Source organism: Streptomyces sp. NPDC048211 (assembly GCF_043202315.1).
GTDB lineage: Bacteria > Actinomycetota > Actinomycetes > Streptomycetales > Streptomycetaceae > Streptomyces.
This window is the reverse complement of sequence record NZ_JBIDAD010000002.1, coordinates 709,985-730,502: the sequence shown is the minus strand read 5'-3', so window position 1 is coordinate 730,502 and position 20,518 is coordinate 709,985. Positions and strand designations below refer to the sequence as shown.

Genomic DNA, 20,518 nt, shown 5'->3' with positions numbered 1-20,518 from the left:
TTCGTCGGCAGTGCCCTCTTCGAGGAATCTCCATGTCTGTCACTCAGCCTGTTCCGCGTGCTGCACGCCGCCGACAGATCAAGTCGCGGGCACACCGACTGGGTACTGCCCGCGGGCTGCGCACCCATCTGCGGCTGATCGCCCTCGCGCCCTCGGTCGTCGTACTCCCCACCCTGCTCGGCTGCGCGTACCTGCTGCGTGACCAGCCCAACTGGTCCGCGTGGCTAAGTCTGCTCTGGATGGTCGTTATTTCGGGAGCTGCTGGTGCTGTCGCCTGGGTGCTGGGAGGTTGGACGGCCCGCGTGGTGCACCAGCAGCGGGAGGCTGAGCGGGGCGCAGCTGAGCAGCAGCAGTCTGACGAGCGAACGGCCGTCAAAGCGTGGATTGAGCGCCTTCAGACACTGCTCACCGAAGGCGCCGGTGGTGTCATGAGCGCGGTCGAACAGGCGCAACGGGGCGAACGTGTGCGCGAGCCGTCGCCTCCGTACGTGGATCCCGGTGCCCACCACCCGCTCGCTGCCCTGGAGCGGTCGCTGCATGAGTTTGTGTGCTTCGTACAGTCGACGGTCGCTGCAGGCTCGGCCCAGCAGGAGAGGACCGCGCTGCTGACTATCGGCCGCCGCATGCTGAGCCTGCTCAATCAGTCCCTTCGGGAGTTCGACGCTCTGGAACGCGACACAGAGGACCCCGATGTGCTGGAGCCCGTGTTCCGCCTGGACCATCTTGTGACGCGCGCCCGTCGACTCGCAGAGTCCTTCGCACTGGTGGGCGGGGCTGCCCCACGGCGCGCGACGCCGCCGACGCCGCTCGTGGAAGTGCTTACTCATGCCGTCGCGGAAGTCGAGCAGTACAGGCGGGTGCAGCGGACGTCGGCCGTGTCCGGTGTCCTCCGGGGAGAGTCAGTCGCGGGCTTGGCCCATCTGCTCGCCGAGCTCATCGAGAATGCGGCGAACTATTCGTCTCCCACCACGCAGGTCGAGGTGCGGGTCACTCCCGTGAACGCCGGCGTGTCCATCGAGATCGACGACCGCGGCAGCCTCATGCCGCCGGAATTGATGGACCGGCTGAACCGACTGCTCGCCGAGCCCGACGAGCACCGCCTCGGCGAGTACCTGAGGGACGGCCGCCTGGGCATGTGGGTGGTCGCTGAATACGCTCGACGCCTTGGCCTGACCGTGCGGCTCAAGAGCAACATCTACGGGTCAAACCAGGCCGTCGTCATCGTGCCCGCGACCCTGTTCCACCAAGAGGAGCCGCCCGCACCACAGCGGACAGGTCCCGGCGACCGCCCGGTACCCAGGGGACCGCATCCGCTTGCTCATGGCGCCGTCAGTACCCCGGCTCCCGCATCCGAGCCAACTCCTTCAGAGCTGACTCCGGCCCGGCATGGCAAAGAACGACTGCCACAACGCGGGGCCAGCCACGCTCCGCACCCCGCCGCCATGGCAGTCCCCGGCGGGACAGACGCGGGGCAGGGCCCTCCTTTGCCGGTGCGCGACAGCACCCGCTCCTACCTCGCGCCACAACTCCGCGGTGACACCGGCCATGCCCAACCCGGCCCGATCTCCAGCGGACCCGACCTCACTGGTCTGGGGCAATTCTCGGCCGGCGTACGCCGTGCCGAGACCCAGGCGCAGACACGCCCCGACAGCGCACCCCCGAACTGATCCACTGGCCCCACTCCTTGGAGACCCGGTATGACCGCGACCCGTGCACCTGACGAGCTGACCCAACTGCTGGCCGGCTTCGTCAAGAACACCTCCGGTGCCATCGGCGCACTCGTGACCAGCACCGACGGCATGCTCATCGCCCACCACATCGATCACATCGACCCGGACGCGCCGCACACCCTGAGCGCCGTCACCAGCGGTCTGTACTCGCTGAGCACCGGAGCAAACAGCCTGCTCAGCCGCGCAGGCGGCGTGCAGTACATCATGATCATGATGGACAAGGGGCAGCTGGTCGCCATGGCGGCTGGAACGGGCGCACTCTTCACCCTGCTGACCGACGAGCATGCCGACACCGAGCAAGTCGCCTACGAGGCCAGCCTGCTGGTCAAACGTATCCCCGCGATCCTGTCGGTGGCGCCACGCACCCCAACGGGCGCCACCAGCGGACCGGTCACGTGAGATGGCCGGCCATGACACGGACTGGCAAACGGAAGGGCTCGGCACCGTGCGGCCTTACGTCCTCGTTCACGGCCGTGTCAGACCCTCACGCGACCTCGATCGGAGCTGCCTGCTCCTGGCCAGCGCCAACCCGCCGGCCGCTGCTCTGCAACCGCACCATGCCCAGGTCCTCAAGGTGTGCAGTGCGGGACCGCGCTCGGTCGCAGAGATCGCCGGCACCATCGACAGCCCCGTCCAGGTCATCAAGATCATCCTGTCCGACCTCATCGACGACGGATACGTGGTGAGCCCCACACCCGCCGCGTTCACCGACGCGGCCACCGATGAATCGCTCCTGAGGGGTGTCCTTGCGGGCCTACGCAACCTCTGACGCCGTCATCCCACTGAAGATCGTCATTTCCGGCGGCTTCGGCGTCGGGAAGACCACTTTTGTGGGCGCCGTAAGCGAGATCCGTCCGCTGCGCACGGAGGAGACCCTGACCGCCGCAGGCATAGGAACCGACCACCTGGTCGGCATCGAGCGGAAGACCACCACCACGGTCGCTATGGACTTCGGCCGCATCACCCTCGACATTCCCGTCGCCGGTCACCGCGTGCAGTTACAGATGTTCGGCACACCCGGACAGGAACGCTTCTGGTTTATGTGGGACGACCTCGCCAAGGGCGCCGTCGGTGCGATCGTCCTCGCCGACACACGACGGCTGGAGGACTGCTTCGCCGCCGTCGAATTCTACGAACAGCGCGCGAAGCCCTTCGTCGTCGCCATCAACCGCTTCGACCGCGCCCACCACCACACCGAGCAGGAGGTACGCGCCGCTCTTCGCCTCAGCCCGCATGTCCCGGTGATCTCATGCGATGCCCGAACCGACGCCTCGGCCCGCCAGGTCCTCATCGCCCTCGTCGAGCACGCCCTCGACCACGCCACCCCACGACCCGCCTGAACCAGCCTCCCGGCCCACTCTCAGGAGCTCCGCATGCCCACCTTCAATGCCGAATCCGGCCGCCACGACCCCCTCGTCGACCACGAGCTCGACGCCCGGCTTGAGCTGTTGCACCGGCTTGGTCTGGATCTGAAACGCCCGATCCCAGGGCTCGACGCGCTGGCAGACAGCCTTGCCGAGGACTCCGGCCGGCTGACCGGACATCCCGACGGCGCCGATGGCTACTTCTCCATGGTCAACATCATCACGCGGGATCAGCACTTCGTCGGCCTGCACGTCCCCTCCCCCACACGCGGCCAGAGCCAGACCAGCGCTCCCCCCGCCTCCGCGGACAGCCGGTCGATGCCGCTGAACGAGGGCTGGTGCGTGTACACCCTCGACCGCCGCAAAGCTCTGCCGCTGCCCAACGTTCTCGACTACCCGAGGTGGGCAGGAAACCCCGCCATCAACAAGCTGGGGGTCGAGTCGTACCTGGGTGCTCCCCTCGTCCACAAAGGGACCGGCATCACGCTGGGAACCGTCTGCGTCGTCGGCAGGGAAGAGACCCAGTGGGGTCTCAAGGGCGTCGAGCTGGTCAAGAGCTACGCCGAGCGGGCCGGCGACTTCATCGACGAACTGTCACGCCTCACTCAGCAGTAGGCCACCTCGATCACGCTCGCCGCCGACGCTGCCCCAGGGAGGAACGGACCGATGACAGCCGCCGAATCGGATCTGCCAGAACAGCACCGCAGCCTGCGCGAAGAGGTGCGCGAGTTCACCCGCGACACCGTCATCCCCCGGATCAAGCGTATGGAAGCCAGTGGGACGCACGCCGACCGAAAGCTCCCCCAACAGATGGCCGCCAGGGGCTGGGCCGGCATCCTGATCCCCACTGAATTCGGCGGAATGGAAGCCGGGCACGTGGCCAAAACGATCCTCCTCACCGAGCTTTCGTACGCCAGTGGAGCCGCAGGCGGCATTCTGCAGGCTTCACTGATCCCCACCTTTGCCATCCAGCACCTGGGCAGTCCCGAGCAGCAGAATCTGTGGCTGCCTCAGATCGCGAAGGGCCTCTGGACCACCATCGCGGTCACCGAACCGGATCACGGCAGCGACGTCCTGGGCATGACTGCAACCGCACACCGCAATACCGATGGCTCCTACACGCTCAACGCCCACAAGACCTTCATTGGGAACTCAGGTATCGCCCGCCTCCATGTGGTCATCGCGCGCACCGGAGAGCCCGGCAGCCGCAGCTCCAGGAGCCTGTCAGCCTTCCTCGTGGAAGCCGGCCGCCGAGGCGTCTCCGTAACGCAGCCGCCGTTCACCGGCATGCACGGCTTCACCACCGGTGACCTCCGCCTCTCCAACGTACGCGTGCCGGCCGCCAACCTCCTCGGCCAGGAAGGAGACGGCCTCGCCGCCGCGTATGGCGCATCGTTCGTGTGTGGACGCCTCAACCTCGCGGCCGTTGCTCTGGGACTGCATCGCCGGGTCCTGGACGCAACCACGACCTTCCTGCATGGTCGCCCACGCAAGGACGGACGCCTCATCGACCTCCCCGTCGTTCAGCACCGCCTCGCCCACATTCAGTCCGGGCTGATGACCGCCGAGCTGGTGGCACTCCACGCCGCTACCCAGCTCGACCTGGGCGAACCGTGTGACCCGAGCCTGGTCAACGCAAAGCTCACGGCCAACCAGTCGGCCGTCACCGCTGCCCAGACCGCCTCCGACCTCTTCGGTGGATACGCAGTCCGCGCCGATTTCCCCCTCGCGCGTCTGGCCCGCGACATACAGCACATCGCTGCGCCCGCCGGCCCGGACGACCTGCAACTGCTACGACTCGGAGAGAGCGTCATTGATGGCGCCCGCCCGCAGTGGTCCGCCCGCTTCGCCCGCCCCCTTATGAGCAAGGAAACGTTCAACGCGGTATCTCTCAGACCGATCCGTGAGGTACCCGAAGATCAACCGGCATGAATGAGCCTGCACCAGCACCCGAGAATCGAGAGCGCACACTCGAAATGGCACAGCCCCGCCCAATGACCTCCCCACAGTGGCACCGACTGCAACAGCGTTGCCGTGACGCTCGATCAACGCGAACACCTCTCTCCACGGTCTTCTTTCCGCCCACCCACGGCCACGTCGGCCAGGTCATCCGTTGAAGACGCAAGGTGGGCAGATCAGCGATCGCATTCTGGTGGCCGTGGAAGCAGGCAGAGACCCCATCTCCCACACGGGCCTCGTCGGGCAGCTGACCAAGTGCCCATCGCTCAAGGTCGCCAAGTTCGACTGCGAGCCGGACACACCCGCCCCGCAAGTGGCCCTCGTCGTCGCGCCGGCCATCGACGAACAACACCTGCGCGTCCTGCGACGCATCCAACGCACTACCAGCGCCCAAAGCATCCTCGTCGTAGCCTCGATCACCGAGCAGGCCCTGATTCGCGCCCTCGCAGCCGGAGCCGTCGGCGTCATCCTGCGCGAGCAGGCAACTCCCGACCACCTGGAGAGCGTGATCAACGTGGTCGCCCATCAGGGAGGGCACCTGCCCCCCACACTCCTCGGCACCTTCCTGTCCACGATCGGCCGGGTGGAGGCCAATGCCCCGGGGAGAGGTCTGGCATTCGCAGGGCTGCAGAAACGAGAAGTAGACGTGCTGCGGCTACTCGCCGAGGGACTCGACACAGCCGAAATAGCAACGAAGCTGGGCTGGTCCGACCGCACAATCAAGAACATCATCTTAAACGTCAGAACCCGGCTGCAGCTGCGCAACCGAACCCATGCCGTGGCGTACGCGATGCGTGAAGGGCTCATCTGAAGCCGACACGCCACGCGCGGACCAGCCCCGGCCACCATCTGGCCCCTGGCCTTAGCCCCGTCTTCCATCCGTGATGGTCTTGTGGTCATCAACCCCGTCGACGTCCTGGCCCGCCCGTTCGCCACCACCGCAGGCGAGGCCGCTCAGGTCTACGGCACCGGCTCGAGCACCGACTCCGCGCGCTACCGCATCGTCCTGGCCTCCCACCACCGGGTTCCGCCCAGCGTCGTACACGGATGGGTGATCGGGGAGCACGGCGACGGCGCCGGGATCTGCACCTCGACCACCACCGTCAACGGCCGCCGTGCCGATGTCCCGCTGACGTACGTACGCCTTCAATTGGCCGACCGCCCCCGGCAGATCAACGCCGGGATCAGCCCTACCCAGTGGGGCCCGGTGGCGCCGTCCTCGGCGCGCTACGCAAGACCCTCGGCATCAACGACGGAACCGAGGTGCTGTCCGTCAACCACGACGGCGTCTGGCTCGGATTCCCGTTGCGGTTCTCGGCCGGCCGCGCCACCGTTTGCCGGCCCGACCTCGCCCCTGACGGCGCCTCGCCGCCTCCCGCTCCAAGCTCGACTCCGCCATCCAACAAATCCTTAAAGGAGAACACGCGTGCTGAGCGCCACCCGCATTCACGCCGATGCCGCGACCGTCACGGTCGTCAGCGACACCAAGGACATCACCGACTGGGCCCTGCGCTACTTCGGCGGCTGGTGGAACGCCACCACCGTGCCCGTCCCAGCCGACCACAGCGACAGCCTCGCCGAGGGCGGCGCCCTGCTGCTGGCCGACGTCGACGACACTCGTCTCGCCGGAATCGAGACCCTCGTCGGTGACTACGACCACAACGAGATCGAGTACGCGAACGCTCGCACCCTCGTGGCCCGGCACGAGGACGGCGCGGTCTACGCAACTCAGCCCGCTGAGCGGCTCGCCTACCACTACGACCCGGCCACTAACCGTCTCGTCATCGCCGGCGCCCACGCGCAGTCAGTCGCGGTCGCCGCCTCCCGACTGGCTCGCGAGCTCATCCGCGGCCAGCTGCTGCGTGCGGGATTCCACATCCTGCACGCCTCCTGCGTCGTCCGTAACGGAGGCTCGCTCCTCACCTTCGGCCCCAAGGGAGCGGGCAAGACCACGACCGCACTGCTACTGGCCCGCGAGGGCTTCGAGCTCTTGGCCAACGACCGCGTCTTCATCCGCCCCGAGGGCGGCGGACTGCGGATCCTGCCCTGGCCGTCGGCCGCCGCGATCGGCTTCGGCCTGCTCAAGTCGACCGGTCTGTACGAACCGCTGCGCGCCCGCATCCTGGAGGGCGAGCAGATGCACCCCACCCAGGACCAGCGCGTCACCGATGCCCTGCACGCCGGCAGCACCGAGCCGATCTGGAACGCCAAGGGCAAGGAACTCAAGCCCCAGTTCTTCCCCGACCAACTCTCCTCCCTGCTGGGCATGACGCTCGCCCCCCAGGCGCATGCCGCGGCCCTTCTCTTCCCTCAGGTCGACAAGGACGCCGAACCGCGCGTTCTCGACACGCCCCGCGTCTTGGGCGAGGAGGACTTCTTCACCGGCAAGACCGAGGACCGCTACCCCGACATTTTTAGTCTCGCCCCCACGAAGGCCGCCCCTCCCACCGACCTGGCCGACCGGCTCGCGCAACTACCGCGCCGCGCCCTCGTCCTCAACCACGACAGCCGTACATCCGCCGAGATGCTGGCCAAGACCGCCAACGACCTCCTTTCCGCGTAGGGGCAAGAGCTTGCTGGTGAGCCGATTACGCAGACCGCACGATCCGGCCAGTCCCGTCGACTGGCCACGCCAGCACCCGCGCGGTGCCACGATGGTCAGGCAGGCAACGAGACCGTGACGTGGGGGAGAAAACTGTGCCGCAGTGGGAACCGTGGGTGGTCCGCCGCCTCTACAGCGTGATCGAGCCTGACCCCCGGTTCCCCCGGTACCTGAGCGTGATGAAGGACAAGCTGGACTGCGCCAAGGAAGCCGAGTAGATCTCCACCGTGTACGACCGACCGATCCGCACCAAGGACGACATCGCTGCCGCGCTCAAGGACTCCGAGCCCGGCGAGATGATCATCATCGATCTCCACGGTTCAGCGACCGGAGATGGAGCGTGGCTCGGGCCGCATGCCGATCAACCGTTCCTGGACCTGCGCGAACTGGCCGACGGCGTCCTGGGGGCCGCCGCGGTCGTACTGACCAACTGCGAGGGTGCCAAGGATGCCTTCGTCGACGAGGTGAGACGCCTAACCGGACACCCGGTCGCGCTGGTCGGCCACTTCAACACCGCCCCGATGTGGGACACCACCCCGGTCGACGTCGTCAACGACATGCCCAATTGGGCCGACGGCGGCCACGAGGCAGACGCCTACCGAGCCGCCCACGAACTCCTGGTGGCGAAGCTCGCGCGCAGCCGCGAGTGGTGGCTCGCAACGTGGATCAGAACCTGACGGCCGCCATCTCGCGCAGCACCACCAAATGAAAAGGCGGCGCAACTCGCCGCCGCCCACACCCGGCTGTTCGGTGTCCTGACCGCCCACCCACCCGGAGCCGCATCTCATGAGCACCGCCACCGGCGCCTTCCGCGCGTTCGCCCTGGAGCCTTTCCCCGCCATCACCTGCGGCGATGATCTGTCTGGCGTGATTACGGATGTCCTGTCCGCTCAGGTCACGGATTTACAGGACGGCGATGTGATCGTTGTCGCCTCGAAGGCCGTCTCGATCGCCGAGGGGCGGTTTGTCGATCTCGCGGGTGTGACGCCCAGCCCGGCTGCCCTCGACCTGTCCGCGCGCTCCGGCAAACCGGCCGAGATCGTGGAACTGATCCTCGGAGAATCTAGCGACCACTTCGTGGTCGGCGAGCGCGGCCCGATCATCGCCCGACACCACCTCGGATATCAGCTGACGTCGGCCGGCATCGACCGCGCCGGGCCCGACGGTGCGTGGCTGCTGCCCAAGGACCCCGACGCATCTGCCCGCGCGCTGCGCGACGCAATCACCGCGTACAGCGGCGCCACCGTCGCCGTGGTGATCGCAGACTCCGACGGACGCGCAGACCGGCGGGGCGCCACCGTCATCAGCATCGGGGCCGCAGGCATCGCACCGCTGCGTGTGACCGAGCACGCCGAGCCCGGCGGGAAGACGAAGCGGCAGGAGGAGGCCCTGACTGACCTGGTGGCCGCGGCGGCCGGCCTAATCCTCGGACAACGAGGCCGCGGCGCCCCCGTCGCCGTACTGCGGGGTATCGCCTACGAGCACAGCGACGAAGGAGTGGCCGCGATGCTCCACCAAGCGCTGTGACACGGCTCGCCCTACTCGGGTCCCCGTCGACAGCGCGCTGTCACCTGTTCTGCACCGGGCGGCCTACGCGGCAGATGGGCTTGCCCCGACGGTTTCCGTGCAGCCGGGATGTGCCCCCGTGCGCCGGAAACACTTCCTCACGGGTAGCGGCAGTGTCGGCGAGCGCCCTGTCAGCGGTCCGCCTCAGTGATCCTCGACGATGAAGCAGGTCCGCTCGTAGAGTTCGTCGAACGTGATTACCTCGACGTCCTGGATGGATGTCCGGTACAGCTCGAAGGAGCTCATCTTCTCCGGGTTCACGGCGCCGTTGTGGGTGAACTCGCGCAGGCTCCCGATCACCACGACCTGTCGCGGGCGGGTGGTGGACAGTTCGGTGTCTGTCGGGGTGCCGTCTTCCTCGTAGATCCGGGTGAGGAACCGGCTGGAGATGAGCTGTTGGGCCTTGCTGGCCGTCTTTTGCACCTGCGCCACACCGCCGCCGAGTTCCTTGGACGCCTGGTAGACGCCCGCACGGTACGGGGTCTTGGAGAGTAGTTCGGTGTCGTGGGTCTTGATCTCGCAGAAGAGCATGCTGCTGATCAGGCCCTTGGACCGCATGATGGCGTCGATGCGTTTCCCGGCTCCGCCGAAGATGTTGGCGCCGGTGGTGATGCGTTCCAGTTTGCCGTCGTTGATGGATTCGCAGGCAATCAGGTTGAGGCCATACCCGAATATCCACTGATTCGCCTCGAAGAAAGCCTGCCAGACCGCCTCCGCCCCGCGTGTCGTTGCCAGGCTCTCCTCCTGCCGGAAGTACTCCGGATCGGTCAGCAGTCGCTCGAACCTCTGGAGCTGTTCCTTGCGGTTGCTGATCAGCCGGATGTCCTCCTCTGTGAGCCCGCCACCGATGGCTGTCCTGACCGCACCGAGAACCGTCATCCGGTCCTGGCCGGTCAGCAACTGGGCCAGTTGGGCCTCGTCGCCGGCCACGAGCTGGAGGGAACTGCCGGGCGTGCTCAGGCCGGTGCAGCCCTGGAGGAAGTGGATGACTTTCCAGAAGTTCTCGTGGACGTCCCCGGTGTCGACGAGCGCCTTGACGGCCCGAGTGGTCCCGGTCTCAGACACTGTCTGCGTGGCGGAGATTTCCCCAGCCCTCTTCTTGTCCTTCTTCCAGAGCTTGACCCTCGGCGTGAAGGTGTCGCCCTTCTTAATGATGGTGACGCTGCACAAGGTCGCCACCTGCGGCCGGTCGTCGAGGACGAAGTCGGTGATCATCCGGCGGGCGCGGGTGTCATAGAGGTAGTGAAAACCGCTGCTGTCCTGCGAACCGCGGATCTCTAGGTCGGTGAAGTCCCTGCGGGTGACATCGAAGTCGGTGGTGGACAAGGGGAGTCGGAAGCCTCGAACGATGGGGGTAGCGGGCGCTGCGGCTTGGGTCCGCCAGTCCGGTGGGATGTTGGGCAGCGGCCGGGTGTCGCCTTCGACCACGAGGTCCTGGACGTCGAAGCGCCCGAGCTGGATGAGCACGGACTGCAGCGTCCGCCAGACCACCTCGTTCGCCTCCGGGGTGCAGGTGGGCAGTAGCTCGCGCTCCACGGTCAGGACCGCCTCGTAGGTGGCATCCGTCCAGTTGTCGCCAGGTGTGGGATGGAAGAAGCCGCCGTCACGGCGGAGGGTCAGGACCGCAGTGCGGAGCAGGTCGCGTGCGCTCTCCTCGCCAGCGCAGTCCAGGAGGCTGAAGGTTTGGCCGAGGACCAGGTCGAGCTTGCCCGTGTCCTCGTCCTCCAGCGGCAGCGGGACCAACGGGCCACTAGGCGCAACTCGTACCGGCTCGTACAGGGGGCGGCCCGAGAGGAACTCGTACGGACGCAGACCCCATCCGTCCGGCGCCAGAAGCAAGTTCAGTTCCTCGACGTGCTGTATAGCCGCCTCGACGTCAGCCGCCACTTCAGGATGGACCATCCGTGCCAGAAAGGTGAGCAGTACCTCATCCGGTCCGTGGGAGAGCTCCAAGCGGGAGTCCTCGAAGACCCAGTCGTCGGGCAGGTCTTGGTTGTTGAACCGGTGCTGCTGGATATCGGCGCGGACAGTCGGAAGCTGGCTGTTGTCGACTGGAGGCCGGTCCAGGTCGTAGAGGCCCTCCAGGAACGTGACCTCGTCCATTTCCCCCCACCAGGGGCGGGATATCCCGCGCAGGTACGTGAAGATGTCACGTCGCGTCACCGCCGTGATTGTCGGCGGCTCGTTCGCTCTGGCTGGATCGGTGGAAGTCATGCGTCCAGGATGGACGGTTAGGCAGTAGGGCGCCGGACAATTGAGACTTTCACCTCGTCGAAAACGCGGCCACTCACACTCGCTCCACCCGCACCGCCTCTAGGTGCGGGGACACAATCCGTACGAGGTCGTCGCGCACCCGTCGAGGGTCCCGCTACCCGTGACGGAGCGTTACCGGCGCACGGTGTCGCATCCCTGCTTCACGATGTTCTTGGCCACCGGGCGACGCCCTCCGCGGTCGCGGCCACCGACGATGATCCGACTGCCCCAACGACTCGGAATCCAAGGTGTTCGCGGCGTGGGGGCCAACCCGTACCCGCGAACCCCTCGGATTCTGTTTCTCCGCTAGATGGTTGCAGTTCGGTCTTCGCTTCGTGGATCGGTCACGTGGTATCCGGTGTAGACGCCCGAGCGCGCTTCGCGACGCCAGGGACGTGCGTAGGTCAATGATTCGGCGGCGGCCTCGGAATCGTTGTCGAGGTCTACTACCGCCACCGACGGGGATCCGTCCGTAGGACACCGCTCAAGCCAGTCGCCGTTGGGGGCGATGACTCCGGACGACGCGGTGGCGCTGTGCTGCGTCGGCACCGAGAAGCTGACCCAGTAGCTGTTGGCCGCGGCGTGGCCTTGAGCTTGGGCGGCGGCGTTTCCTGGGGAGACGCCGGTCGTAGAGAACAGGACGCAGTCGACGTCCAGCTTCTCGTACTCGGCGAACAACTCCGGGTAGTGGATCTCGATTCCGAGGAGGCAGCCGAAGCGCACACCGTCGACGTCGAAGGTCACCGACGAGATGCCCGGTGAGTACATGTACGACACCTTCGTACTCGACAGCAGACGCTCGTCGTAGCGCGTGACAACCTCGCCGCGATCGGAGACGACATAGAGGCTGTTGTGCGGGCGGTTCGGCTCGGTCAAGCGGTGCACCGAAGCGATCACCGTCCAGAGCTGCAACTCCCGTGCCAATTTGAGGATCGCAGCCAACTCTGCTTGCAAAACCGACCACTGGCACCGATCCCAGTCCGCCGGGCCGACCGCGTCCGGGCCGTCGACGGACATGACGAGCTTGTGGGGAAAGCAGATCGCACCTTCCGGGAAGTGCACGATCCTCGCGCCCCGAGCACTCGCCTCGCGCATCAGAGCACGGACCTGGCGACCGCTTTCGTGCAGCGCGTCAACATCTCGGGGGTCCTCGCGAACGGGGGTCTGCGCGACGGCTAGCCGCACGCTCTTGGAGTTCCTTGCTTCCGACATGACTTCTCCAGATGGAGTCGGACGGAAGTGCCGGAGGGCAGATGTGTAGGACTCTCCGGTCTTGGCGGCGCGGGCGCGCACCTGGCGCTTGAAGTTCCTGTGTGCTGTCATCGCGGCCTTCCACGCCTTGGGCGACGGCTCCCCAGCAACCTCGCCCGAGGCGATCGGGCTGTGACAGCAACCTGAGACGCTAGTCCCTTTGCCTCCGATGGGAGACCGTGCTGGGGACGGTCGCGGGAGGTTCGGCGTAGGCCACGCAGTCCGTCATCATGCCGCCGCCTACGGGCTCCGTCAACCTCCTTGAACCCGATGGCGCGTCGTCGAATGGCCCGGCTGGAAGCACCTCAGTGCAACACCCTGAACTTGGCAGGGAATGGGACGACAAGGTGCTCACCAACTTGGAGATCACCCCATCGCGTGCCGGGCGGCGTGTGTATCGGGGCTTCCCAGTCAGCTCCCGCCACACCGCTCGTTAGAGGAAAGGAACAGCATCTGCCTGGGTTTCGAAGTAATCGGGAGTTCCGATACCTGACTGCACAATGCGTCAGGACTTTCACGCCCTGTGCCGCAACTAAGGGCTGTCCCGCAATTCCTGGTGGATCAGCGCGCGGCGTCAGATGCGGTGCATCGCAAGGCGGAGGGACGCCCGAATACTGGATGTATTCGGGCGTTCCGACAACGCCGCGAGGTGCCGTAGCTGTCGTCGCGCGCCCGCCAGGAATTGCGGGACAGCCCTTAGGCACTGCGCGCTGCGGCCCCGCGGCTGGACATCACGATCGACCGCGTCCACCTTTTGTCATCCGGTGGCGCTGTCGGTGAGCGGGACGCGGGCGTCACTTCGGCGCAGGAATCAACCGTCGCTGTGTCGCAGCAGGCCGTGCTGGTCGAGGGCCTGCCAGGCGGTGTGCAGGACTGCGGCGCGATCCTGGGCAGCGTTGATGCGGACCACCGGCCCCAAGGCCGCAAAAGCGCCGGGCTCCTCGGCAACCGCTTGGTACACCTCGCGTACGCGGGCCTGGATGTCGAGGACGTCCCAGTCGGCACGGGTGGCGTCGCCGGAGCGGGCGGCGGCCCGCCCCATCGCGGTCTCGGGAGTGATGTCGAGTACCAGGGTGAGGTCGGGGACGACACGCAGGCTCTCGGTCAGTACGGCGAGCGTTTCCTTCGGTGTCCGGTCGTGCTTGACCGCGAAGAAGGCGAGCTCGGACAGCAGCCACCGATCGGCGATCACCGGCCGTGCCGGCAATGACGGGGCGATCAGGCGGCTGGCGGTGGCCTGCTTGTCCGCAGCAAGCGCGGCCAGGTAGCGGCGCTGGTTGTCGTCGGTGGGCTGGTACTTGCCCTCGACCAGGTCGCCCGCGACGGTCGCGTCGAGGAAGTTGGTGGTCAGTGCCGCGAGCGGGGTGACGCCGTGCAGGCCCTCAAAGAGCCGGAAGAGACCCTTGCGCAGGGTGGTCTTCCCAGTGCCATCCAGGCCCTCGACGACGATGAAGGGGTATTGGCCCATCGGCTTACTCCACCTGCCCGGCGCCGGTGCCTCCGGCGTACTTCATGAACCGTCCGCGCCACGGGATCGACGTGGCCACCAAGTCCACGAGCCGCAGCTCGCCCAGCTCCTCCAGGAGCGCCGGCAGCGTTGGCTCGACCACGATGCTCTCGGTGACGGCCCGGCAGTACGCGACACAGACCGCCTCATCGGTGGAGTCGTGGCGCAGGTGGTGAGCCAGGATCCGCTGGGCAGTGCCGAGGCTGACGACGCGGACGGCCTCGCGCAGCGTGTCCAGGGTGACCGTGTCGTCGATCGGAGTGAGACGGGCGTGATGCACGCCGAGATGCCGGATCGCGGCGAAGGCGCCCACCCACCACGCCGAGGCGGCACCGACCGCCCACACCGCTGCGCGTAGCGCACCGTCCGCCGTGCCGTCGAGAAGCAGGGACTCGATGCCCTCGGCGGCGTCGGCCAGAGGGCTGACCCTGGAGTCGTCAATGCCGTGCTCAACGGGCAGGCGCACCCAGCCGTTCAGGCCCGCACCGTGGATCAGTGCCTGAGCCTGAGCATCGTGAAGTTCGGCCGGGCGCGCGGTCAGCGCGCTGGCCGTCATGCCGCCCGCCACGCCTGTCATGGCGGCAGTCGTGCTGATCTGATCGCGCAGCTGCGGCAGGTGCAGGGCGAGGCGCTGAGTGTGCAGGCCATCGGCGAGCGCCTCCCACGACTCGTAGAGCGTCGGCGCGCCGCGCGGTGGTGAGGGTGGCACGAGGTCTCCTTCAAACACGAGGGATTTCGAGATGTACGGGCTTCGAGGCCACGGGGCGTGGCCGGCTACGGCTGCTTGGAGCTGTTTTGCGCCGGTGACGCGCTCATGCTGCGCAAGCTCGCCACCGACGGTTCCCGAAATGCCCGGTGCGGCACCGCCGGAGCTGTGCTGCGCGCGGGGCGGAGTGCGGGTTCAGGCGAGAGGAATGCTGGCTCAGCTTGCGCGGATGTGTTCCAGAAGGTCGTTGACGCCGTCGGCTCCGGCGTGCTTTTTGAATCCGGGCGCAAGGTCGCGCACGAGGGCTACGCACCGCGGGGCGCCGATCTTCGTGGCCAAGGTAAGTGACTGCATCGCGGCAGCTGCGGCCTGGTCGGCTTCGCCTGCCCGAAGGAAGCTGCCCGCCTCGTAGCTGAGGAACACCGCCCGCGTTTTGTCACGGGCACCGGGAAGCAGAGCCGTGCCCTCCTCGAGCAACCCTTGGGCGCGCTCCCGTTCGCCGAGGTCAAGCAGGCATTGCCCAGAGTCCACCAACAGATCGGCGGGAGACATCCACGAGCACCATTCCGGCGGGGCGCCCGTAGTTCTCGCCAGTTCCTGTTCGGCGGTGGCCAGTGAGCGGCGACAAGTATATGCCTCACCGAGCGCAGCCTGGGCACGTGCTAGGCGCAGGTACAGCAGCGAGCGGGCGGTGGGGTGTTCAGTCCGCAGGACTGCGCTATCGAGGATCTGCGTCGCTGTCTTCGGATCCTTCAGCCAGGTGGCCTGGTAGGCGAGATCCGACATGATGCCGGCGCCGAGGTCACGGTCGCCGGAGGCGTGGGCGCTGTGCAGGGCTCCGTGCCAAAATCGGCCGGCCGCGGCGTGCTTGCCCTGGTCGAAGCGGTGCCATCCGACGGTGGAGGACATGCGTGCGGCCAGGGCGTGCAGGCGCCGGCCGACATGCTGGGTGTAGTTGGCGTTCTCGATCAGGTCTGTGACGGTCGTCAGGTGGGCGTCGAGGAGCGTGCTCGTGTGCTGGCGTTGCTCGGTGACGAAGCTGGTGAGCTTTTGCCCCGTGGTTTCCAGCAAGTCGACGATTTCGGCATCAACTGGTTTACCGTCCAGGGCGGCGGCCAGCGCCTGCGGCTCGGTGGCGGCCCACTGGTGAGCGAGGCCGACGAGGGCGGCTGAGCCGTAGGTCAGGAATGTGCGGCGGTCCATAGAGGATTGCAGAGCCTCTCGAAGAGCGGGAACGGTGCTGTCGGGCCCGAGAGGTATGGAGCTGTCACGGCCAGGCAGCCAGTGCGGCCAGCTGAGGGCGGCAACGAGGTAATGGTCGATCTCGAACACGTCGGCGAGGAGCATCTGGGAGTCGGCGTCGGGGGTGGCCCGGTTGTTTTCCCAGTTCCAGATCCGTTGCCGGTCCACTCCGGACCGAAGCCCACGCCGCAAGGCGGCCCGCCGTACCCGGCGGGCGAGTTCAGGCTGGGTCCATCCGCGCTCGATCCGAGCGTGGGCGAGCGGGTGGCGGATCAGGTCGTCCACGGAGCCATCCCATCATCCTGCGTGACTGGAAGCGTACTGCGCGTGGCCCGGGACTACACCAGAACTACACCCAACTCCTGTCCAGAGTCGAACAGTTGAGCTGTACTCGCAGTAGATCCCCGCTGCCGGGGCGGGGCCAAGACCAGGGAGAGGAGGTGCGCGATGAGCGAGTCGAAGAAGAGCGCGACGCCGAAGGTGACCGCCGAGGCGGTGCGGACCCTGCAGCGCCGAGTGACGGCGTTTGCCGCGACCGGCGCCACCAGCCACGCGCCGACCACGTACCACCGGTGACGCGCCACAGCTGATGAGAAGACCGCAGCTGGGGGCGCCGAAATCGTCCCCAGCCGCGGCCTGCCCGCCCGTTCCACGACCTTGCAGAGGAGAACCGACATGGCCACTTCCACCGGGCTGGAACTGACGTTCCTAGGCCACCAGACCTGGCACATCACCGATGGTCTGTCCACGGTACTGCTCGATCCGATCCTCACGGAAGCCTTCGGCGCCGGGGGCCTTGAGTTCCCGATATGGCCGCCGCGACACATCGACGTCGCGACGATGTCGCTGCCGGGCGCGGTGATCCTCAGCCACGAGCACCTGGACCACTTCCATCTGCCCTCGCTGAACATGCTGCCGAAGGCAGTCCCGGTCTATACCGGCATGACCACCCCGGCCGCCGTCACCGACGCCATTGAGGTCCTCGGCTTCACCGTGCACCGCCTCGACCACACCACGCCCCTGGTCATCGGCGAAATCGAGATCATCCTCTACCCGGCCGGTGCCCGAACCTTGTTCTGGGAACAGCGCGTCGCCCAGCCGCTGATCCGACTCGCCGGCACTACCGGCAACGACGTGTTCATCGGTGTCGACGCCGACGTCTCCGACCTCTACATCGAGCAGCTCGCCGACGGCGCGCTGGCGCCGCCGCGACTGGCAGTGGTGTCCAACAACGCACAGACCGTCCCGTACGGGGCGCTCGGCGCGGACAACAACCTGCTGCCCGGCATGGACGGCCCTCGCACCCGCAAGAGCGGCATCGAGATTTTGAACGGCCTGCTGATCGACTACTGCAAGCCGTTCGACGGCGCAACGGACGTCGCACTGTGCGGCAACGGGTTCACCGCCCCCCGCAGCCCGCACGGCCCCTTTCTCTACGCCAACCACGCCGCGCTCGCCGAAACCTCCAACGCCCTCCAGCACCTTTTCCGCGTGCACGGCCCGCGCCCGGGCGACCGGCTCACCGTTCCGCACGGCACGGGCCCCGTCACCGCTTCCCGCGCCCCGTGGGTACACCTCGACGAGACCGCTGAGGCCCGCGCCCTGGAGGAGCAGCGCGCCTTCCTCGCTAACCCGAAGGAGGTGGAGCCCACCCCGATCACCGCGCCTCTGCCGCAGGAGCAATGGGAGCCGGCGCGGGCCCTGCTCTCCGAGGAATTGCCGCGGATGGCCCGCGAGTTGATCGCGACCCGGATGGGCGCCCTGGCCTCCGGCATCCATGACTACCTTCACGGCCCGGTCGGCTCCCGTCGCGCCGTGCTGCGGCTGCTCGACCCGCCCGGCGCCGAGGGCAGCATCGAGTCCTACGCCTGGAACATCACCGGGCCCGCCTGGGAGCTGGTTGAGGCGACCAGCCGTGAAGAGGCGATGGCGGCCTACCCGTTCGGTGTCGAGATCTACTACCAGGACCTGATCGCGGTCTTCGAGGGGCGCGCTCAGATCTGGGACGTCGTCGGCGGCTCGTACCAGGGCTGGCACATCGGCGAACCGCTCGACTCCCCGGTCTACGCCCTGTTCGCGGTCTACGGCGAGCACCAGCGTCCCGACCTGGCCGCCCGTTGCTACGAGCACAGCCTCACCGCACTCGGCTACACCCAGGGCATCGCGGCATGAGCACCACCCTGGCCGGGCCACTCGTTGGCGCCACCCGTGTGCGGCCCGACGGGTGGCTCGCCACCCCGCTCACCACTGACCCGTCCCAGGCGGAGGCCCAGGCCCGCTCCCTGGTTCATCGTCACCACCCGGTCGCGCCCGGACCGGTGCGCTGCCTGACCACCCGCTACCGCACTGCCACCTTCACGCTCGGCGCCCCGCCCCGGCGGCTCCTCAAGCGGCACGGCGACGAGGCCGCCTACCTCGGCGAGGTCCTCGCCTACCAGCTTCTGGAGGGCGAACGGGTCCTGCCGGAGCTGCACAGTGCCAGCGACATCAGCCGCACCCTGATGGTCGATTTCCTTCACGAGCCTGCGGCCATCGAGCACGAGGACGGATTTGAGGAACTGATCGCCGCCGTCGCGGCCATCCACACCGCGTCCGCCCGGTGGCCCCAGCACGTCACCGAAACCATGAGCCCGTGGCGCCTGGCCACCACGTCCGACGCGCCTGCGCCAGCGTGGGTCCGGGATCCCGTCGCATGGCGCGAGCTGCTACGGCTGACTGCCGACGCGCACGGTGATGACCACGTTCCTCTCGGCCATCTCGACCTCAAGGCCGACCACTGCAGACGCCGCTCCGACGGACGCTTTGCGCTCATCGATGCCGAGACCTTGCGCCCGGACCTGACCGGACTACCCGACCTGATAACCCTCGCCTACCTCGGACAAGTGGAAGGGCGCGCTCTGCGCCCGCGCTGGGTCCGCCAGGCATACCGTCGTCACAACAACGATCTCGGCGCCCAGTGGAGCGACGACGGCCTTGTGCGTGCGCTGACCGCATTCGCCACGGCCACCGGCCTCACCTCGCTTCACGGCGTCGCCCAGTGACCATCGGAGGCACCAGTGTTCAACGGCATTCGCGCCATCATGATCTTCGCCGAGAGCCCAGAGAAGTCCGCTCGTTGGTGGGGCGGCGTCCTTCAGGCCGAGGTCCACCTCGACATCGATGGCGACGCCGTCTACGCATGGCTCAACGTCGCCGGCGTCGAGTTCGGCTTCCACCCCCTGGACGAGAATCGCAACCGGCGCGGCGGCAGCCCCGTGCCGTACTGGGCCGTCGACGACGTCGCCGCCGTGCGCCAGCGCCTCCTGGACGCCGGCTGCACCCACCATCGCGGCCCACTCGACGTCGGCGACGGCGCAGGCCGCAAGATCGCACAGCTCACCGACCCGTTCGGCAACGTGATTGGCATCGACGGGTTCTGACTCCCACGGAAGGCACCCATGCGCCACTGGCCGCTCACCCAGCTCACGCTCACCACCCCCGACCTGGTCCTGCGCGTCCCTGACGACAGCCAGATCGACGAGCTCGCGCAGGTGGCGGCCAACGGCATTGTTCCGCCCGGCGCCGTGTACTTCCCGCAGCCCTGGGCCTCGGGCACCGCCGAGCAGGCCGCCCGCAACGTCGTCCAGAACCATTGGTGGGCCCGCGGCGACTGGCACGAGGACAACTGGCGCCTCCTCCTGGTCGTCCTCCACGACGGCCAGGTCATCGGGCAGCAGAACCTCTCCGCCCACGACTTCCGCGTCACCCACGAGGCCCGCACCGGCTTTTGGCTCGGCCGCCGCCTCCAAGGCCACGGGTTCGGCACCCAGATGCGCGCCGCCGCACTCCACCTCGCCTTCGCTAGCCTCGGCGCCGAGCGGGTCATCTCCACCGCCTTCGCGGACAACACCGCATCCCGCCGTGTCTCAGAGAAGTTCGGATACGAGTCCAATGGGGTGCGGCGCCTGGCTGTTGACCAGCACCTCGTTGAAGCCCACGACGCCACCCTTACCGCCGAACGGTGGCGCGGGCAGGCCCGACAGCCCACCCTGGTCGAAGGCTTCGACGAGTGCCGGCACATGTTCGGCGTACCCGCAGCACCGGAACCCATAGACGTCGTCCGGCACGCGTAGGCCGCGATGCCCAGCACGGACCTGATCTGTCGAATTCTTGTAGAAACCCATCAAACAGGAGGTCTCGTCACAGAAACTCATTCCCGGTTCAACAGCATGCATGATGACTATGGTCGGCATGTGCGGCCCTGACTGCGCTCCACTCCGTGCGCACTATCAGGGCCGGATTACGTCACCGGCGGACCGGAACGTCACGCATCAAGGAGGTACCACAGGTGGAGAGATT

The 20,518-nt window shown here is 67.4% G+C and carries 21 protein-coding genes; 16 read left to right on the top strand and 5 right to left on the bottom strand.

The features are described from left to right. The first annotated feature begins 32 nt into the window (after nucleotides 1-32). The 11 genes from ACGFZA_RS10145 to ACGFZA_RS10095 all read left to right on the top strand — a co-directional run bounded on the left by ACGFZA_RS10145 (nucleotide 33) and on the right by ACGFZA_RS10095 (nucleotide 9,182). Nucleotides 33-1,667, top strand: coding sequence for an ATP-binding protein (locus tag ACGFZA_RS10145; RefSeq protein WP_393678608.1), 1,635 nt, complete (start codon nucleotides 33-35; stop codon nucleotides 1,665-1,667). 30 nt (nucleotides 1,668-1,697) lie between these two features. Then, the gene (locus tag ACGFZA_RS10140; RefSeq protein ID WP_329539191.1) at nucleotides 1,698-2,129 is read left to right on the top strand and encodes a roadblock/LC7 domain-containing protein; all 432 of its coding nucleotides are present in this window, start codon (nucleotides 1,698-1,700) and stop codon (nucleotides 2,127-2,129) included. A 46-nt stretch (nucleotides 2,130-2,175) separates the two neighbouring features. Further along, complete coding sequence (locus tag ACGFZA_RS10135; RefSeq protein ID WP_330830051.1) at nucleotides 2,176-2,499, top strand: DUF742 domain-containing protein; 324 nt, start codon at nucleotides 2,176-2,178, stop codon at nucleotides 2,497-2,499. Next, nucleotides 2,477-3,070, top strand: coding sequence for an ATP/GTP-binding protein (locus tag ACGFZA_RS10130; RefSeq protein ID WP_329539193.1), 594 nt, complete (start codon nucleotides 2,477-2,479; stop codon nucleotides 3,068-3,070). Before ACGFZA_RS10135 ends, ACGFZA_RS10130 begins: the two co-directional genes overlap by 23 nt. A 33-nt stretch (nucleotides 3,071-3,103) precedes the next feature. Further along, nucleotides 3,104-3,709 (top strand): GAF domain-containing protein, encoded by a 606-nt coding sequence (locus ACGFZA_RS10125; RefSeq protein WP_329539194.1) that lies wholly within the window; start codon nucleotides 3,104-3,106, stop codon nucleotides 3,707-3,709. A 51-nt stretch (nucleotides 3,710-3,760) separates the two neighbouring features. Further along, a complete protein-coding gene (locus ACGFZA_RS10120) occupies nucleotides 3,761-5,026 on the top strand; it encodes an acyl-CoA dehydrogenase family protein (protein ID WP_330830050.1) in 1,266 nt (421 codons plus the stop codon). 181 nt (nucleotides 5,027-5,207) lie between these two features. Further along, nucleotides 5,208-5,864, top strand: a complete 657-nt coding sequence (locus ACGFZA_RS10115; RefSeq protein ID WP_330830049.1) for a response regulator transcription factor — start codon at nucleotides 5,208-5,210, stop codon at nucleotides 5,862-5,864. Between the two features lie 615 nt (nucleotides 5,865-6,479). After that, entirely contained in the window at nucleotides 6,480-7,616 is a 1,137-nt protein-coding gene (locus ACGFZA_RS10110) for a hypothetical protein (RefSeq protein WP_393678607.1), read from the top strand. Nucleotides 7,617-7,735: 119 nt separating this feature from the next. Continuing rightward, nucleotides 7,736-7,873 carry a hypothetical protein gene (locus tag ACGFZA_RS10105; protein WP_329539199.1) on the top strand — a complete coding sequence of 46 codons (138 nt, stop codon included), beginning with the start codon at nucleotides 7,736-7,738 and terminating at the stop codon, nucleotides 7,871-7,873. Between the two features lie 9 nt (nucleotides 7,874-7,882). After that, a complete protein-coding gene (locus ACGFZA_RS10100) occupies nucleotides 7,883-8,332 on the top strand; it encodes a hypothetical protein (RefSeq protein ID WP_393678606.1) in 450 nt (149 codons plus the stop codon). A 109-nt stretch (nucleotides 8,333-8,441) separates the two neighbouring features. After that, nucleotides 8,442-9,182 carry a coenzyme F420-0:L-glutamate ligase gene (locus tag ACGFZA_RS10095; RefSeq protein ID WP_393678605.1) on the top strand — a complete coding sequence of 247 codons (741 nt, stop codon included), beginning with the start codon at nucleotides 8,442-8,444 and terminating at the stop codon, nucleotides 9,180-9,182. 183 nt (nucleotides 9,183-9,365) lie between these two features. Here the strand turns inward: ACGFZA_RS10095 and ACGFZA_RS10090 are convergent, their stop codons facing one another. The 5 genes from ACGFZA_RS10090 to ACGFZA_RS10070 all read right to left on the bottom strand — a co-directional run bounded on the left by ACGFZA_RS10090 (nucleotide 9,366) and on the right by ACGFZA_RS10070 (nucleotide 16,465). After that, nucleotides 9,366-11,384: a Shedu anti-phage system protein SduA domain-containing protein gene (locus ACGFZA_RS10090; RefSeq protein ID WP_393678604.1), complete on the bottom strand. Its 2,019-nt coding sequence runs from the start codon at nucleotides 11,382-11,384 to the stop codon at nucleotides 9,366-9,368. A 396-nt stretch (nucleotides 11,385-11,780) separates the two neighbouring features. After that, a complete protein-coding gene (locus ACGFZA_RS10085) occupies nucleotides 11,781-12,797 on the bottom strand; it encodes a carbon-nitrogen hydrolase family protein (protein WP_393678603.1) in 1,017 nt (338 codons plus the stop codon). A 739-nt stretch (nucleotides 12,798-13,536) separates the two neighbouring features. Beyond that, complete coding sequence (locus ACGFZA_RS10080; RefSeq protein ID WP_393678602.1) at nucleotides 13,537-14,193, bottom strand: dTMP kinase; 657 nt, start codon at nucleotides 14,191-14,193, stop codon at nucleotides 13,537-13,539. Nucleotides 14,194-14,197: 4 nt separating this feature from the next. Further along, nucleotides 14,198-14,941 carry a hypothetical protein gene (locus ACGFZA_RS10075; RefSeq protein WP_393678601.1) on the bottom strand — a complete coding sequence of 248 codons (744 nt, stop codon included), beginning with the start codon at nucleotides 14,939-14,941 and terminating at the stop codon, nucleotides 14,198-14,200. A gap of 213 nt (nucleotides 14,942-15,154) precedes the next feature. Continuing rightward, nucleotides 15,155-16,465 (bottom strand): XRE family transcriptional regulator, encoded by a 1,311-nt coding sequence (locus ACGFZA_RS10070; RefSeq protein ID WP_393678600.1) that lies wholly within the window; start codon nucleotides 16,463-16,465, stop codon nucleotides 15,155-15,157. Nucleotides 16,466-16,627: 162 nt separating this feature from the next. Between ACGFZA_RS10070 and ACGFZA_RS10065 the strand changes: the two genes are divergently transcribed. From ACGFZA_RS10065 to ACGFZA_RS10045, 5 genes are all read left to right on the top strand, one after another. Continuing rightward, on the top strand, nucleotides 16,628-16,756 hold the full coding sequence (locus ACGFZA_RS10065; protein ID WP_329539207.1) for a hypothetical protein: 129 nt from the start codon (nucleotides 16,628-16,630) through the stop codon (nucleotides 16,754-16,756). A 99-nt stretch (nucleotides 16,757-16,855) separates the two neighbouring features. Further along, nucleotides 16,856-18,352: an MBL fold metallo-hydrolase gene (locus ACGFZA_RS10060; protein ID WP_393678599.1), complete on the top strand. Its 1,497-nt coding sequence runs from the start codon at nucleotides 16,856-16,858 to the stop codon at nucleotides 18,350-18,352. After that, nucleotides 18,349-19,221 carry a hypothetical protein gene (locus ACGFZA_RS10055; RefSeq protein WP_393678598.1) on the top strand — a complete coding sequence of 291 codons (873 nt, stop codon included), beginning with the start codon at nucleotides 18,349-18,351 and terminating at the stop codon, nucleotides 19,219-19,221. Before ACGFZA_RS10060 ends, ACGFZA_RS10055 begins: the two co-directional genes overlap by 4 nt. 15 nt (nucleotides 19,222-19,236) lie before the next feature. Then, nucleotides 19,237-19,599: a VOC family protein gene (locus tag ACGFZA_RS10050; RefSeq protein ID WP_393678597.1), complete on the top strand. Its 363-nt coding sequence runs from the start codon at nucleotides 19,237-19,239 to the stop codon at nucleotides 19,597-19,599. Nucleotides 19,600-19,617: 18 nt separating this feature from the next. Next, nucleotides 19,618-20,292, top strand: a complete 675-nt coding sequence (locus ACGFZA_RS10045; protein ID WP_393678596.1) for a GNAT family N-acetyltransferase — start codon at nucleotides 19,618-19,620, stop codon at nucleotides 20,290-20,292. The last annotated feature ends 226 nt before the right edge of the window (nucleotides 20,293-20,518 follow it).

What these genes read in the sequence shown, in the direction of transcription:
- ACGFZA_RS10085 (WP_393678603.1), bottom strand. Translation starts at nt 12,797, where the DNA reads ATGACAGCACACAGGAACTTCAAGCGCCAGGTGCGCGCCCGCGCCGCC.
- ACGFZA_RS10120 (WP_330830050.1), top strand. Translation starts at nt 3,761, where the DNA reads ATGACAGCCGCCGAATCGGATCTGCCAGAACAGCACCGCAGCCTGCGC.
- ACGFZA_RS10055 (WP_393678598.1), top strand. Translation starts at nt 18,349, where the DNA reads ATGAGCACCACCCTGGCCGGGCCACTCGTTGGCGCCACCCGTGTGCGG.
- ACGFZA_RS10065 (WP_329539207.1), top strand. Translation starts at nt 16,628, where the DNA reads ATGAGCGAGTCGAAGAAGAGCGCGACGCCGAAGGTGACCGCCGAGGCG.
- ACGFZA_RS10095 (WP_393678605.1), top strand. Translation starts at nt 8,442, where the DNA reads ATGAGCACCGCCACCGGCGCCTTCCGCGCGTTCGCCCTGGAGCCTTTC.
- ACGFZA_RS10125 (WP_329539194.1), top strand. Translation starts at nt 3,104, where the DNA reads ATGCCCACCTTCAATGCCGAATCCGGCCGCCACGACCCCCTCGTCGAC.
- ACGFZA_RS10140 (WP_329539191.1), top strand. Translation starts at nt 1,698, where the DNA reads ATGACCGCGACCCGTGCACCTGACGAGCTGACCCAACTGCTGGCCGGC.
- ACGFZA_RS10045 (WP_393678596.1), top strand. Translation starts at nt 19,618, where the DNA reads ATGCGCCACTGGCCGCTCACCCAGCTCACGCTCACCACCCCCGACCTG.
- ACGFZA_RS10060 (WP_393678599.1), top strand. Translation starts at nt 16,856, where the DNA reads ATGGCCACTTCCACCGGGCTGGAACTGACGTTCCTAGGCCACCAGACC.
- ACGFZA_RS10080 (WP_393678602.1), bottom strand. Translation starts at nt 14,193, where the DNA reads ATGGGCCAATACCCCTTCATCGTCGTCGAGGGCCTGGATGGCACTGGG.
- ACGFZA_RS10145 (WP_393678608.1), top strand. Translation starts at nt 33, where the DNA reads ATGTCTGTCACTCAGCCTGTTCCGCGTGCTGCACGCCGCCGACAGATC.